Origin of the sequence: Nocardia africana NBRC 100379, assembly GCF_001612635.1 — a bacterium.
Classification (GTDB): domain Bacteria; phylum Actinomycetota; class Actinomycetes; order Mycobacteriales; family Mycobacteriaceae; genus Nocardia; species Nocardia africana.
On record NZ_BDAV01000005.1, the window covers coordinates 122,774 to 136,940 of the forward strand.

General features: G+C 68.9%; 12 protein-coding genes. 5 read left to right on the forward strand and 7 right to left on the reverse strand.

Annotated features, from left to right (window positions below):
- Positions 1 to 5 precede the first annotated feature (5 nt).
- The 3 genes from NA3_RS05755 to ftsY all read right to left on the reverse strand — a co-directional run bounded on the left by NA3_RS05755 (position 6) and on the right by ftsY (position 3,534).
- Positions 6 to 344 (reverse strand): P-II family nitrogen regulator, encoded by a 339-nt coding sequence (locus NA3_RS05755; RefSeq protein ID WP_030513058.1) that lies wholly within the window; start codon positions 342 to 344, stop codon positions 6 to 8.
- Positions 345 to 348: 4 nt separating this feature from the next.
- On the reverse strand, positions 349 to 1,758 hold the full coding sequence (locus NA3_RS05760; RefSeq protein WP_128145368.1) for an ammonium transporter: 1,410 nt from the start codon (positions 1,756 to 1,758) through the stop codon (positions 349 to 351).
- A 204-nt stretch (positions 1,759 to 1,962) separates the two neighbouring features.
- Positions 1,963 to 3,534: a signal recognition particle-docking protein FtsY gene (gene ftsY / locus NA3_RS05765; protein ID WP_265337343.1), complete on the reverse strand. Its 1,572-nt coding sequence runs from the start codon at positions 3,532 to 3,534 to the stop codon at positions 1,963 to 1,965.
- A 239-nt stretch (positions 3,535 to 3,773) separates the two neighbouring features.
- Between ftsY and NA3_RS05770 the strand changes: the two genes are divergently transcribed.
- Both NA3_RS05770 and NA3_RS05775 read left to right on the forward strand, forming a co-directional pair.
- Entirely contained in the window at positions 3,774 to 4,163 is a 390-nt protein-coding gene (locus NA3_RS05770; RefSeq protein ID WP_030513055.1) for a DUF2237 family protein, read from the forward strand.
- Between the two features lie 174 nt (positions 4,164 to 4,337).
- A complete protein-coding gene (locus NA3_RS05775) occupies positions 4,338 to 4,574 on the forward strand; it encodes a hypothetical protein (protein WP_062962505.1) in 237 nt (78 codons plus the stop codon).
- 29 nt (positions 4,575 to 4,603) lie between these two features.
- Here NA3_RS05775 and NA3_RS05780 read toward each other — a convergent pair whose 3' ends face one another.
- Positions 4,604 to 5,440: a TetR/AcrR family transcriptional regulator gene (locus tag NA3_RS05780; RefSeq protein WP_227995006.1), complete on the reverse strand. Its 837-nt coding sequence runs from the start codon at positions 5,438 to 5,440 to the stop codon at positions 4,604 to 4,606.
- A 62-nt stretch (positions 5,441 to 5,502) separates the two neighbouring features.
- Here NA3_RS05780 and NA3_RS05785 point away from each other — a divergent pair, with 62 nt between their 5' ends.
- Positions 5,503 to 6,405 carry an NmrA family NAD(P)-binding protein gene (locus tag NA3_RS05785; protein ID WP_084491338.1) on the forward strand — a complete coding sequence of 301 codons (903 nt, stop codon included), beginning with the start codon at positions 5,503 to 5,505 and terminating at the stop codon, positions 6,403 to 6,405.
- On the opposite strand, the gene smc is transcribed toward NA3_RS05785, so the two are convergent.
- Together smc and NA3_RS05795 are read right to left on the reverse strand one after the other, a co-directional pair.
- On the reverse strand, positions 6,402 to 10,010 hold the full coding sequence (gene smc, locus NA3_RS05790; protein ID WP_062962507.1) for a chromosome segregation protein SMC: 3,609 nt from the start codon (positions 10,008 to 10,010) through the stop codon (positions 6,402 to 6,404). The two genes, NA3_RS05785 and smc, sit on opposite strands and share 4 nt — an antisense overlap.
- An 88-nt stretch (positions 10,011 to 10,098) precedes the next feature.
- Positions 10,099 to 10,536 (reverse strand): hypothetical protein, encoded by a 438-nt coding sequence (locus NA3_RS05795; protein WP_062962508.1) that lies wholly within the window; start codon positions 10,534 to 10,536, stop codon positions 10,099 to 10,101.
- Positions 10,537 to 10,731: 195 nt separating this feature from the next.
- On the opposite strand from NA3_RS05795, the gene NA3_RS05800 reads away from it, so the two are divergent.
- Both NA3_RS05800 and NA3_RS05805 read left to right on the forward strand, forming a co-directional pair.
- On the forward strand, positions 10,732 to 11,964 hold the full coding sequence (locus tag NA3_RS05800) for an acyl-CoA dehydrogenase family protein (RefSeq protein ID WP_062962895.1): 1,233 nt from the start codon (positions 10,732 to 10,734) through the stop codon (positions 11,962 to 11,964).
- A gap of 3 nt (positions 11,965 to 11,967) precedes the next feature.
- A complete protein-coding gene (locus NA3_RS05805; RefSeq protein ID WP_062962509.1) occupies positions 11,968 to 13,092 on the forward strand; it encodes an acyl-CoA dehydrogenase family protein in 1,125 nt (374 codons plus the stop codon).
- Between the two features lie 178 nt (positions 13,093 to 13,270).
- Here NA3_RS05805 and thpD read toward each other — a convergent pair whose 3' ends face one another.
- Positions 13,271 to 14,152 carry an ectoine hydroxylase gene (gene thpD, locus NA3_RS05810; RefSeq protein WP_062962510.1) on the reverse strand — a complete coding sequence of 294 codons (882 nt, stop codon included), beginning with the start codon at positions 14,150 to 14,152 and terminating at the stop codon, positions 13,271 to 13,273.
- Positions 14,153 to 14,167 lie beyond the last annotated feature (15 nt).

The following is a 14,167-nucleotide window of genomic DNA, read 5'->3' on the forward strand; positions in this document are numbered from 1 at the left end:
ATCTCCTATAGTGCGTCGGCACCGCGTTCACCGGTTCGGACCCGGATCACCGATTCGACCGGGGTCACCCAGACCTTGCCGTCACCGATCTTGCCGGTGCGCGCGGCCTCGACGATCACCTCGACGACCTTCTCGACCGAGGCGTCGTCCACGACGACCTCGACCCGTACCTTCGGCACGAAATCGACCGAGTACTCCGCTCCGCGGTATACCTCGGTGTGCCCCTTCTGCCGGCCGTACCCCTGGACTTCGCTGACCGTCATTCCCAGCACACCGGCCTGCTCGAGCCCGGACTTGACGTCCTCGAGCGTGAACGGTTTGACGATTGCAGTGATCAGTTTCATTGCGTCATGCCTCCTTGACGGCGGTACGTGCCGTGCCACCCACAGCAGCGAAATCGTATGACGTCTCCGCGTGCTCCGACTCGTCCATGCCCTTGAACTCGTCTTCCTCGGAAGCACGAATGCCGATCGTGTACTTGATGATCAGACCCAGAATCAGCGAGACGACGAAGGAGAACGCCAGCACCGTGAAGGCGCCGACGGCCTGCTTGCCGAGCTGATCGAAACCGCCGCCGTAGAACAAGCCCTTGGCGCCGCCGGCTCCCGCACCCGATTCCGGGACGAGGAACAGACCGATGAGCAGCGTACCGACCACACCGCCGACCAGGTGCACGCCGACCACGTCGAGCGAGTCGTCGAAACCGAGCTTGAACTTCAGGCCGACCGCCAGCGCGCACAGCACACCGGCCACCGCGCCGATCACCAGCGCACCCAGCACGTTCACCGACGAGCAGGACGGAGTGATCGCGACCAGGCCCGCGACGATGCCCGAGGCGGCGCCGAGGCTGGTGGGCTTGCCGTCACGGAACTTCTCCACGACCAGCCAGCCGAGCATCGCGGCGCAGGTGGCGAAGGTGGTGGTCAGGAAGGTGGAACCGGCCAGGCCGTTGGAGCTGACCGAGGAACCGGCGTTGAAGCCGAACCAGCCGAACCACAGCAGACCGGCGCCGAGCATGACGAAGGGCAGGTTGTGCGGACGCATCGGCGTCTTGGGCCAACCCTTGCGCTTGCCGAGCACCAGACACAGCGCCAGGCCCGCGGCACCGGCGTTGATGTGCACCGCGGTACCACCGGCGAAGTCGATGGCCTGCAGTTTGTTCGCGATCCAGCCGCCGTGGTGGACGATGTTGCCCGCGGCGTCCTTGACGTCGAAGTCGAACACCCAGTGCGCGACCGGGAAGTAGACGATGGTCGGCCACGCGATCGCGAAGACCACCCACGCGCGGAACTTCATGCGGTCGGCGACCGCACCCGAGACCAGGGCCACGGTGATGATGGCGAACATCAACTGGAAGGCCACGAACACCGTCATCGGGATGGTGCCGGCCAGCGGAATGTTCGCCTGATCCACCGCCGCCGCGCCGGTCGACGGGTCGGCCGGGCTGGCCTTGACGGCATTGGTGCCGATCAGCCCCTTGAGCCCGAAGAACTGGGCGGGGTTGCCGATCAGGCCGAATTTGTTGTCACCGAATGCCTCGGAAAAGCCGTAGAGCGACCACAGCACGCCGACGATGCCCATCGCGCTGATGCTCATCATGATCATGTTGAGCACGTTCTTCGAGCGGACCATACCGCCGTAGAAGAACGCCAGCCCCGGGGTCATCAACAAAACGAGCGCGGAGCTCGCCAGCATCCACGCGGTGTCGCCGGTGTCGGGCACACCGAGCAAGGGATACGCCACCTTGTTCCTCCTCATCTCGGGCCCGGCCGAAACTGCGGCAAACGAGCCTGCACAGAAGGGTCGCCAGCGGGTGTTTCATCCGTGCCGCCGCGATGTTTCGCATGCGTGAACGGATCCGCCTCCCGTGTTGCTACCAGGTTTCAGCGCGCACACAGCGCATGTCGGCGCACTGTGAGGACCGTGTCGAAATGAGGAGGAACTGCCGTTTTGCTTCCGCCGCTACCCGAGAAGGGCGTCGACGAACGCGGACGGTTCGAAGGGGGCCAGATCGTCGGCGCCCTCACCGAGGCCGACCAGTTTCACCGGCACGCCGAGCTCGTGCTGCACCTGGAACACGATGCCGCCCTTGGCGGTGCCGTCGAGTTTGGTGAGCACCACGCCGGTGATGTCGACGACCTCGGCGAAGACGCGAGCCTGGGTGAGCCCGTTCTGCCCGACGGTCGCGTCGAGCACGAGCAGGACCTCGTCGACGGCGGCCTTCTTCTCCACCACGCGCTTCACCTTGCCCAGTTCGTCCATCAGACCGGTCTTGGTGTGCAGCCGGCCCGCGGTGTCGACCAGAACCGCGTCGACCCCCTCCGCGATGCCGGTGCTGACCGCGTCGAAGGCGACCGATGCCGGATCCGCGCCCTCGCGGCCGCGCACCGTGTCGGCGCCGACCCGTTCGCCCCAGGTCTGCAGCTGGTCGGCGGCGGCGGCGCGGAAGGTGTCGGCGGCGCCGAGCAGCACGCGACGGCCGTCCGCGACCAGGACACGCGCCAATTTGCCGGTGGTGGTGGTCTTACCGGTGCCGTTCACGCCGACGACCAGCAGGATCGACGGGTGGTCGGCATGGGGCAGCGCCCGGATCGAACGATCCAGTTCCGGGCGCAGGGCCTCGATCAGCACATCCCGCAGCACCTGCCGGGCCTGTTCGGAGGTGCGCACGCTGCGCGCGGCCAGCTCCTCGCGCAGTCGCTCGACCACGGTCGTCGTGACCGAGGTGCCGAGGTCGGCCATGACCAGGGTGTCCTCGATCTCTTCCCACGAGTCCTCGTCGAGATCGCCACCGCCGAGCAGGCCGAGCAGGCTCTTGCCGACGGCGTTCTGCGATCGCGAGAGCCGCCCGCGCAGGCGGACCAGGCGACCGGCGGTGGGTTCGATCTCCTCCACCGCGGCGGGCTCGGGCGCCGGGGCCGTGGGCGTCGGCGCGGTAGGTGTCGGGGCGGTCGGTGCCGGCGCGGTCGGTGCCGAATCCGCCGGGGCGGTCTCGGGCGTCTCGACCGGCGCGGTCTCGGGCGCTTCGACCGGGGCGGGAGTGACCGTGGCGGCGCCGTCGGTCGAGGGCGGCGCGGCGGGCGCTTCCGGTGCGGCCAGGCCGTCGCCGGGTGTTTCCGTCGTTTCCGGTTCGACGGTCGGCGCGGTCGCGCTCGCCCCGTCCGCCGGGCGGTCGGCCAGGGTTTCCGGTTCCGGCAACCGCACGTCGGTGATGGTCCGGCGCACCGAGTCGCGCGGAATGGCGGCGTCGTCGCCGACGTGCGGCTGACCTTCGTCGTCGGTGCGCTCGATCGGGACCGGTTCGGGGCGCGGTGGCGTCAGCGTGCCCGAGCCCGCACCGCCCTGACTGAAGTTGAAGCCACCGGCCGCGGTGTAACCACCCGACCGGTCGGTCAGCTGCTTGTCCTGCTCCTCCGCCGGGGTGATGCTCACTCGCCGGCGCTTGTACAGGACGAATCCGGCAACGAACGCCACCAGTAGTACGGCGACGATCGCGGCGATCAGAATCCAGGCTTGCGCAGTCACGGTTCCCATCCTGTCAGAACCCGCGAACGCCCCCGCGTGGCGGCAGGCAGGTGGCGCGCCCGCGCCGGTACGGGCGATTCGTCACTATTCGCGCGACTATCCGCAACTATCCGCGCACCTATCAGCACACGCCCGACACGCCGACGACGTCGGACGATACGGCGTCCGGCCACGCATCACCGGCAACCGTCCCGATACCAACCGCCCAAGGCGCGGCGAATCCGACACAGAGACAATAGGATCGGCTCGTGACCGATCGAAATGTGCTTGGGGGACCGCTGGAGGAGTGTGGCACCGATCCTCTCACCGGCTTCTACCGGGACGGCTGCTGCAGCACCGGCCCCGAGGATCTGGGTAGCCACACCGTCTGCACCGTCGTGACCCAGGAGTTCCTGGAGCATCAGAAATCGATCGGCAACGATCTGCTGACCCCACGTCCGGAGAACAACTTCCCCGGACTGCAACCCGGCGACCGCTGGTGTGTGGTCGCGGTGCGATGGCTGCACGCCCACGAGGACGGGGTGGCCGCGCCGGTCGTCCTGGCCGCGACCCACGAGAACGCCCTCGAGGTCGTGCCGATGGAAACCTTGCGCAAATACGCCGTCGACGTCCCCGACGACGTCAGCGATCTGTTGTAATCGCTCGCCGGACGGGCGATCGAGCCCGAGGAATCGCGCTCCCCGACGAACGGGACTTTCGGCGAACGGTCTGCCCGTCGAGACGGTCCACGCCCGCGCGGGAGTCCGTGTCCTCGACGGAATCGGTATTCGCGGCGCCGGCCCGGATGCCCGGAGCCGGGTACCGTCGATCGGGTGAGATGGTGGCGGGGGCGGGCAGCGGCAACGTCGGGACGCCCGCGCGGCGCCGAGATCGACGAACTGTTCGGCCCGTCGCGCAAACATATTCACGAACGCAAGGAATGGGTGGCGATCGCGAAGGTCGACGACCGCCTCGCCGGCGACGATCCGATCGTGGACCTGCCGGCCGGCACCGTCACCCTGTCGCCCACCGGGCAGGCGGCGGATGAGATCCCGGGTACCGAAACGTAGGACTTCGCCCAACGCCGTGGGCTCGTGGCTCACTCGGCGACGTCCGAATCCTGTCCCGCCGCACGCCCGGCCCGGCGCAGCCGATGGGCCTTCTGCCTGCACGCGGACGAGCAGTACCGGGCGGGTCGACCGATCTGCGCCTGCGCCACTTCCGCCCCGCAGATCGGACAGCTCCCACTGTCACGATTCCCGTCGTCCGCCACGGTTTCGTTACGGCCGAGGGGCGAGTTTTCAGGTTTCGTTACGGCCGATTCGGCACGCATCGCCGCCAGCAGCATGGCCGCGGGGCGGCACAGTTCGTCGCGCGCGTTCGAAACACGTTGCATGGCAACGCATCCGGTGAAGATCGCGAGCACGTCGACGAGGGTCAGGTCGGCACGTACCCCGCCCGTGCGCCGCGCCGCCTCCAGCAACTGCCCGAGGGCGACGTGAAATCGCTCCCCGGCATCCCGCAGCAGCATCCGCGGCCAGCCGTCGTCGGCGTCGAGCAGATCGCACATCGCCTTGTTCCCCGGAGTGCGGGTGACGACCTCGGCACAGAATCCCAGGAAGGCCGCGGCCGGATCCGTATCGTCGCGCAATGCCAGCGCCCGCGCGGTGAGCCGATCGATCCGTTGCTGCAGCACCGCCTCGAGCAGGTCCGTCTTGGTGGGGAAATGCCGATGCACGGTGCCCGCCCCCACGCCCGCGCGGCGGGCGATCTCCGCCAGCGACACCGACGTTCCCGATTCGGCGAAGGCGCGCTGGGCGGCGGCGAGGACGCGAGCACGGTTACGGCGAGCGTCGATCCGGGTGCCCGGGGCTCCGGGCACCGGTGCGCGCACGCCGTAACGAAACCCCACATCGGCGGATGGCGGAGACGACAACGCTGTTCCTATCGTACGAATACGGGTCGACCGACCCGATTCTATCGAAAGGTACCTCCGACATGACCGTCCACGACAACCTCGTTCTCGTCACCGGCGCGACCGGCAAGCAGGGCGGCGCGACGGCCCGCGCGCTGCTGTCCCGCAACGTCCCGGTCCGCATCCTGGTACGCGATCCCGCCGCCGCCGGAGCGCGCGAACTCGCCGCACTGGGCGCGCAGGTGGCCGTCGGCGACTTCGACTCCCCAGCCTCTCTGACCGCGGCGGTGGCCGGAACGCGCGGCATCTTCCTCGTGCCACCGGCGGCCTTCGGGCCCGACGGCTGGGATGTCGACCTGGAGGCGACCCGCGGCGCCGCCGTGATCGACGCTGCCCGCCGCGCCGGAACCGACCACATCGTATTCACCGGCGTCGCCTCCTTCGACAACGAAATCTCCTGGGGCAGTGCCGGAAAGCGGCAGATCGAGCAGGCACTGGGCGGCAGCGGCATGCGCTATACCGTGCTGCGCCCGGTCCGGTTCATGGAGAACTATCTGGCGCAGGGTATGCCGCTCGACGGGTTCGTCGGCGGGGTGAACGTCCACCTGTTTCCGGCCGATCGGCCGGCACAGATGATCGCGGTCGACGATATCGCCGCGGTGGCCGCGGTGGCCTTCGCCGATCCCGAACGGTTCTCCGGGCAGACACTCGAACTCGCCGGCGACGCCGTGACCCCCGCCGCCGCCGTGGAGTTGATCTCCCGCGCGACCGGATATCCGGTGCGGTATCGCGAAATCACCGAGGCGGAGGCCGACGCACTGGGTGAACAGATCGGCAATACCTGGCGCCTGAGCCATCAGGGCCACGGCTGGCATGCCGATATCGAGCAGATCCGCTCGATCCACCCGGGCTTGCAGAGTCTGGAAACCTGGCTGGCCGGCACCGGCGCCGCGGTCCTGAAATCCCGGTTCGCGGCGGGCGACTAGGTCGACGCGCCCACCAGATTCTCCCCGCGCAGTCGCTGCGAGATGACCTGGGTGATGCCGTCGCCACGCATGCTCACTCCGTACAGCGCGTCGGCGATCTCCATGGTCGGCTTCTGGTGTGTGATGACGATGAGCTGCGACTTCTCCCGCAACTGCTCGAACAGGCCGATGAGGCGGCGCAGGTTCGTGTCGTCCAGGGCGGCCTCGACCTCGTCCATCACGTAGAACGGCGAAGGGCGGGCCCGGAAGATCGAGACCAGAAATGCCACGGCGGCAAGGGATTTCTCACCACCGGACAGCAGCGAGAGCCGCTTCACCTTCTTGCCCGGCGGCCGCGCCTCCACCTCGATGCCGGTGGTGAGCATGTCGCTGGGGTCGGTGAGCAGCAGCCGTCCCTCGCCGCCGGGGAAGAGGCGGCCGAACACCTGCACGAACTCGCGTTCCACGTCCTCGTAGGCCTCGGTGAACACCTGCAGGATGCGGGCGTCGACCTCGGCCACCACATCGAGGAGATCCTGGCGGGCCTTCTTGACGTCCTCCAGCTGGGTGGACAGGAAGTTGTAGCGCTCCTCCAGGGCCGCGAACTCCTCCAGCGCCAGCGGATTCACCTTGCCGAGGGTGGCGAGATCCTTCTCGGCGCGTTTGACGCGGCGCTCCTGGGTGGCGCGGTCGTAGGGCATTTCCTGCGGTGCGCTCACCTGGTCGCCGCGCTCGCGGGCCTGCTCGTACTCCTGCATCTCCAGGGCGGTCGGCGGCATCGGCACGTGCGGACCGTATTCGGCGACGAGTTCGTCCAGCGCGATGCCGAACTGCTCGGCGATGGTGGTCTCCAATTGTTCGATGCGCAGCGCGGATTGGGCCCGCGCGACCTCGTCGCGATGCACGGCGTCGGTCAGCTGCGTGAGTTGTGTGCTCAGCGCCCGCACCCGCTCCTTGATCTGATCCACCTGTCCGGCGCATTCGGTACGCCGGCGGACCAGCTCGTCGCGCCGCGCGGCCGCCTCGGCCACCACGGTTTCCAGCTCCGCGGCGATCCGCTCGGCCGATTCGGCGACCACCGCGGCCACCTCGGCGGCACGGCGGCGGGCGGCCTGGGCGCGTTCGGCGCGGGCGCGGGTCTCGCGTTCGGCGCGAGCCGCGCGCCGCAGCGAATCCGCTTTGCCCCGTACCGATTCCGCGCGCTCCTCGGCGGTGCGCACCGACAGCCGGGCCTCCACCTCCATGGCGCGCGCCTCGGCCAGCGCGGCGGCGGCCTGTTCGCGTTCCTGCCCGGCGGTATCGGTGCCGGCGTCGGCGTCGGAATCCAGATCGGACTGTTCTGATTCGGCATGACGCAGCCGGCCCTCGAGTTCGGCCAGGGCCCTCAGATTCTCGTCGCGCGCGGTTTCGGCCTCGGCGCGCTGGGCCAGCAGCCGCTCGTATTCGGACTGGGCGCTGCGCGCCGTCGCACCGAGGCGACCCAGCCGGTCGTAGATCGCGACCAGTGCCTGATCGGATTCGTGTAGCGCCAGCAACGCCTGGTCGACGGCCTGTTTGCGATCGCTCTGCTCGGCCAGCGCACCCGACAGCGCGGCCTCGACCTCCTCGGCCTGCCGCTGCCACGACACCAGTTCGGCGGCGGCGGCATCGATTTCGGCCTGCACCTCGATCTGGCTCGGCGCCCGGTCCGAGCCGCCGAGCACCCAGCCCGAACCGCTCAGATCGCCGTCGCGGGTCACCACCCGCAAGTCCGGCCGGGCGGAAAGGACTTCGGCCGCCTGCGCCAGATCGTCGACGACCACGGTGCCGGCGGTGAGCGCCGCGACCGCACCACGCAGCCGATCCGGGCAATCGACCACCTCCACGAGCGCGCGCACTCCCGCGGGCAGATCACCGATCTCACCGCCGGGCTGCGCCGCACCGCCGTAGACGACGGCCGCGCGCCCACCGTCGGCCTCCTTCAGCGCCCGCACCGCCGCCTGCGCGGTGGGGTGTGCGTCGGCGGCGATGGCGTCGGCCAGCGGCCCGAGCGCGGCGGCCACCGCGGCCTCGAATCCGCTGTGTACCCGCACCATTCCCGACAGCCGGCCCTGCAATCCCTCGGCGCGGTTGTCCAGCAGCCAGGCGCCGCCGTCCTTGCGGGCCAGGCCCATGGTCAGGGCCTCGATCCGGGCGGTCAGCGAGGCGACCTTCTTACCGGCCTCGCGGTCGCGTTCGCGCAGTTCGGTCACGCGCGCATCGGCCAGTTCGAGCGCCTGGGCGGCGTGCTCGTAGGCGGCGTCGAGACCTTCCTCGCCGGCGTCGAGTTCGCTCAATTCGGTTTGCACGGACTCGAATTCGGCCTCGGCGGCATCCCCGCGCTGCCGGGCGGCGGCCAGCGACTCCGACAGCCGGGCGATATCACCGTCGGCCGACTGGGCGCGGTGGCGCAGCGTATCCACCTGACCGGCGAGGCGGGCCAGACCCTCGCGCCGGTCGGCGATGGCGCGCACCGCCGCCAGGTGGGCCTGTTCGGCGGCCTTGGCGGCCTGTTCGCGGTCGAGCAACTGATCGCGGGCGGCCTCCAGGGTCGCGGTGGCGACCTCGACCGCTTCGAGCAGTTCGGCCTCCTCGGCCTGCACTCGATCCGCCTCGGCCTCGAGCTGTTCGGGATCGCGGCCGGTGCCGGTGGGCTGCTCGATGGTGAGGTTGCGAGCGCGGTCGCGGGCGATCCGGATGGTCGCGTTGACCCGCTCCACCAGCGCCGAGAGCTGGAACCAGGTCTGCGCGGCCGCCTCGGCGCCGGGAGTCAGCCGGGAGAGCTGGAATTCCTGCTGCGCCAGTGCGGCATTGGCGGCATCCAATTCGGCCTGCACATTGATCTGCTGTTCGCGAGCGAAGGCTTCCTTGCTCTGCTGGCTCTCCAGTTCACGCCGACGCGCGACCAGATCGTCGGCGGCCAGTCGCAGGCGGGCATCGCGCAATTCGGCCTGCACGGTGGCCGCGCGCCGGGCGACCTCGGCCTGGCGTCCCAGCGGTTTGAGCTGACGGCGCAGTTCGGTGGTGAGGTCGGTCAGACGGGCCAGATTGGCCTGCATCGCATCGAGTTTGCGCACCGCCTTCTCTTTGCGTTTGCGGTGCTTGAGCACGCCAGCGGCCTCTTCGATGAAGGCGCGGCGGTCCTCGGGACGCGATTCCAGAATCGCCGACAGCTGGCCCTGGCCGACGATGACGTGCATTTCCCGGCCGATACCGGAGTCCGAGAGTAGTTCCTGGACATCCATCAGCCGGCAGGAGTTGCCGTTGATCTCGTATTCACCGGCGCCGTCGCGGAACATCCGGCGGGTGATCGAGACCTCGGAGTAGTCGATGGGCAGCGCGCCGTCGGAATTGTCGATGGTCAGAGTGACTTCGGCGCGGCCCAGCGGCGCCCGTCCGGCGGTGCCGGCGAAGATGACGTCCTGCATCTTGCCGCCCCGCAGCGCCTTGGCGCCCTGCTCCCCCATCACCCAGGTCAGCGCGTCGACGACATTCGATTTGCCGGACCCGTTCGGCCCCACCACACAGGTGATGCCGGGCTCGAGCCGCAGCGTCGTCGCGGACGCGAAGGATTTGAATCCCTTCAGCGTCAGACTCTTCAGGTGCACAGTCGGTCAGGCTACCCGGTCGGGGCGCGTTGCCGGTCGGATGCCGGGCGAACGTGTTCGCCCGGCATCCGCCGAATCGGGACCGGAATCAGGCGGCGGTGACGGTCAGCGTGTAGTCGCTGGGCGAGCCGTCGGCGGAGGTGACGGTGATCTGGTAGTCGAGGCCGTCGGCGACGATCTCGGCGTGCGGGACCTCGGTGGCGGCCATCGGGCCGACCAGCGGGCCGACGGTCACCCGGGCGTTGCCGTTGTTGGAGGTGACGTCGAAGATCAGCTTCTGCCCCTGCGCCGACGCGATGGAGTAGTTGTCGATCTTGCCCTCGGCCACGGTGCCGCTGCCGCCGGTGCTGTTCTGGCCCGGGGCGATCACCAGGCGGGTGACGGCGCCGGGCAGCGCGGGCACGCCCGGCAGCGGCTGGGCGGAGGCGACGCCACCGGCGACCGCGAAGGTGATCGCGGCGATCAGCGTGACGAGCACGGCCGGAACGGCGCGCACGAACAGACGAAGTACTCGGGATGCGTACATGGACCCACATCTTTCCTCACACCCTGCGCAGGATCGCAAGTCCCGGCACGTGTTTCGCGTTCCGACACGCTGTCACCACCTGCCGGGAATCGCCTCGGGCGCCCCATCCGCGGTCGCAATAAGTTAACGACCATTTGCGCTCGACCCGGAGTAAATGAGAAGGTGGAGGCCCGTTTATCGCACAAGGAGTTCTTCGTGAATCTGGACTGGTCGCCCACCGATCTGACGTTTCGCGACGAGGTGCGGCGCTTTCTGGACGAGAATCTGACCCCGGAACTACGCCGCGCCGGTCGGCTCGCCACCAGCGTGTACCCGGATCACGAGGCCAGCATGCAGTGGCAGCGCATCCTGCACGCCCGTGGCTGGGCCGCGCCGGCCTGGCCGGTCGCCCACGGCGGCTGTGACTGGAGCATGACGCAGCACTACATCTTCGATCGGGAATCCACCCTCGCGGGCGCGCCCGCACTCTCGCCGATGGGCATCCGGATGGTCGCGCACGCGATCATCGCCTTCGGCACCCCGGAACAGAAGGACTACTTCCTGCCGCGCATCCTCACCGGCGAAGTGTTCTTCTGCCAGGGCTATTCCGAACCGGAGGCCGGTTCCGATCTGGCCTCGCTGACCATGGCCGCGGTCTCCGACGGCGACGATCTGGTGTGCACCGGTTCCAAGATCTGGACCACGCACGCCACCGAGGCGAACTGGATCTTCGCCCTGGTCCGCACCTCGAGGCTGGAACGCAAACAGCAGGGCATCACGTTCGTACTGATCCCGATGGACACCCCCGGCATCGAGATCCGCCCGCTGGTCATGACCTCCGGCGAGCAGGTCCAGAACCAGGTGTTCTTCGATCAGGTGCGGGTGTCGAAAACCAACGTCATCGGCCGCATCGACGAGGGCTGGACGGTCGCCAAACATCTGCTGAACTTCGAGCGCGGCGGTTCGGCCTACGGCCCGGCGCTGCAGGTGCTGGCCGAATCGCTGGCCGAGCACGCGGCCGGACAGCCCGGCTTCTCCGGCGGCAGCCTGCTCGACGAACCGGCCTTCGCCGCGAAACTGGCCGATGCGCGCATCCGCGCCGACGTGCTCGAGATCCTCGAATACCGCACCATGTCGGCGATCTCGCACGGTAAGGATCCGGGTCCGGCCGCGTCCACGATCAAGATCCTGGGCACCGAGTTGAGCCAGCGGCTCACCGAATTGGCCCTCGAGGCCGCCGGTCCGCGCGGGCGCGCCTATCAGCCGCACGCGGCCATGCCGGGCGGCCCGGTCGCCGATTTCGTCGCTTCCGCCGATGGATATCTCAGCGGCGAACCGTGGCAGGCCGTGGCGCCGCTGCGGTACTTCAACGACCGCGCGGGCTCGATCTACGCGGGCAGCAACGAGATTCAGCGCAACATCATCGCCAAGGCAACCCTGGGACTGTGAGAGATGGACTTCGAATTCACTGCCGAACAGCAACTGCTCCGTGACACGGTCACCGAATTTCTCGCCGCCCGTTACGATCTGGAGAAGAGCCGGGCCGCGGCGCGGGTCGGCGCCGGCCATCAGCCGGAAATGTGGCGCGCCTTCGCCGAGGAGGTCGGCATCCTGGGAGCGAGCCTGCCCGAGAGCGTGGGCGGGTTCGACGGCGGCGCCATCGAGACCATGATCATCGCCGAGGCGCTCGGCGCCGCCCTGGTCGTCGAACCCTACGTCGACACCGCCGTCCTCGGCGGCGGACTGCTGCGCCGCGCCGGCGGCGCCCGGGCCGAGGAGCTGTTGCGCGGCATCGTCGACGGGTCCGTGATCACGGCCTTCGCCGCCCTGGAAGCCGATTCCGGCTACGACCCCACACAGGTCACCACGACCGCCCGCCGCGACGGCGACGACTGGATTCTCGACGGCGCCAAGACGGTGGTGACGAGTGCGCCGCTGGCCACCCACCTGCTGGTGACGGCACGCACCGCCGACGCGGCGGGGCTGTCGCTGTTCGTGGTGGCGGCCGATGCGGCCGGCCTGACCCAGCACCCCTATCGCACGATCGACGAACGCCGCGCGGCCGATCTGGTCCTCGACGGCGTCCGGGTCCCCACCGACGCGCTGCTGGGCGCCGAGGGCGCGGCCGACGCGTCGATCGAGCGGGCGATCGACGAGGCGATCGCCGCGATCTGCGCCGAAGCCGTGGGCGGGATGCGGCGGGTACTCGCCGACACCGTCGAATACAGCAAGCAGCGCCGCCAATTCGGCGTGCCGATCGCCAGTTTCCAGGTGCTGCAGCACCGCATGGTCGATATGCACCTGGAGCTCGAGCAGGCCGTGGCCGCCACCTACCTGGTGACGCTGAAACTCGACGCCGAACCGAAGGCCCGCGCCCGGGCCGCCGCCGCGGCCAAGGCCACCGTCGCCCGCGCCGCGGGCTTCATCGGGCAGCACGCGGTGCAACTGCACGGCGCGATGGGCATGACCGAAGAACTCCCCATCGGGCATTTCTTCAAGCGGCTCACCGCGATTCGCACCGAATGGGGTTCGGCGGACCAGCACATCGCCCGCTACGCCGCGCTGACGCGGGCCTGAGCGGCGCGCACGATCGCCGGGGCGAGGTTCCCATACCGCCGACGCCCCGGACATGTTTTCGGCCGGAATCCGATTCGGATTCCGGCCGAAAACGCGCCGGGGATGCCGGGCTCGCCCCGCCACCGTCGGGAGCGAACCCGCGCGTTCATCGGTCCCGACGTGATCGGGTCACCCCCGCTCAGCGCAAGGGGGTGAAATCGCGCGAGGCGATGTAGGTCGGCCGCCGATGCACGGCCGAATACGGTTCTTCGAGAGTGTTCTCCACGCTGTTGAACACCAGGAAGACGTTCGAGCGCGGGAACGGCGTGATGTTGTTCGACGAGCCGTGCATGATGTTGGAATCGAACAGCAGCGCCGAACCGCGGGCGCCGGTGAACTGCGCGATGCCGTACTTGTCGGCCAGCTGAGCCAGATCCTCCTGTGCGGGCACGCCGATCTGCTGCTCGCGCAACGATTCCCGGTAGTGCTCGTCCGGAGTCTCACCCTGGCACGGCATGAACTGCCGGTGCGAGCCCGGCAGCAGCATCAGGCTGCCGTTGAACGGGTAGTTGTCGGTCAGCGCGATCGACAGACTCACCGCACGCGGTGAGGGCATTCCGTCCTCGGCGTGCCAGGTCTCGAAATCCGAATGCCAGTAGAACCCGGCACCCTCGAATCCGGGCATGTAGTTGACCCGGCTCTGGTGGATGTAGACCTCGGAACCGAGGATCTGGCGGGCCATCCCGACGATCCGCTCGTCACGCACCAGCTCCGCCACCACGGAACTGATCTTGTGCACCTCGAAGATCGAACGAACGCTGTTCGACTTCTTCTCGATGATCACTCGCTCGTCGGCACGCAACACCGGGTCGGCGGCCAGCCGATCGACGTCGGCGGCGATATCGGCCACCTCCATCGGGGTCAGCAATTCGTCGATGATCGCGTACCCATCGGCATCGAAATTCTGCAGCTCCGGCGAGGTGACCGTGCCCCATACCGTGGGGTCGGTGCGCTCCACCGGCGGTACCGCTACGGCGGTTCTGGTCCGGTAGCGGTCGATTCGACTCTCCGCCAACGTCATCGCGGCGTCGTCCTC

Coding starts and splice junctions, on each gene's coding strand:
- NA3_RS05755 (WP_030513058.1), bottom strand. CDS start 344: ATGAAACTGATCACTGCAATCGTCAAACCGTTCACGCTCGAGGACGTC.
- NA3_RS05760 (WP_128145368.1), bottom strand. CDS start 1,758: ATGAGGAGGAACAAGGTGGCGTATCCCTTGCTCGGTGTGCCCGACACC.
- ftsY (WP_265337343.1), bottom strand. CDS start 3,534: ATGGGAACCGTGACTGCGCAAGCCTGGATTCTGATCGCCGCGATCGTC.
- NA3_RS05785 (WP_084491338.1), top strand. CDS start 5,503: ATGACCGTCCACGACAACCTCGTTCTCGTCACCGGCGCGACCGGCAAG.
- NA3_RS05795 (WP_062962508.1), bottom strand. CDS start 10,536: ATGTACGCATCCCGAGTACTTCGTCTGTTCGTGCGCGCCGTTCCGGCC.
- NA3_RS05805 (WP_062962509.1), top strand. CDS start 11,968: ATGGACTTCGAATTCACTGCCGAACAGCAACTGCTCCGTGACACGGTC.
- thpD (WP_062962510.1), bottom strand. CDS start 14,152: ATGACGTTGGCGGAGAGTCGAATCGACCGCTACCGGACCAGAACCGCC.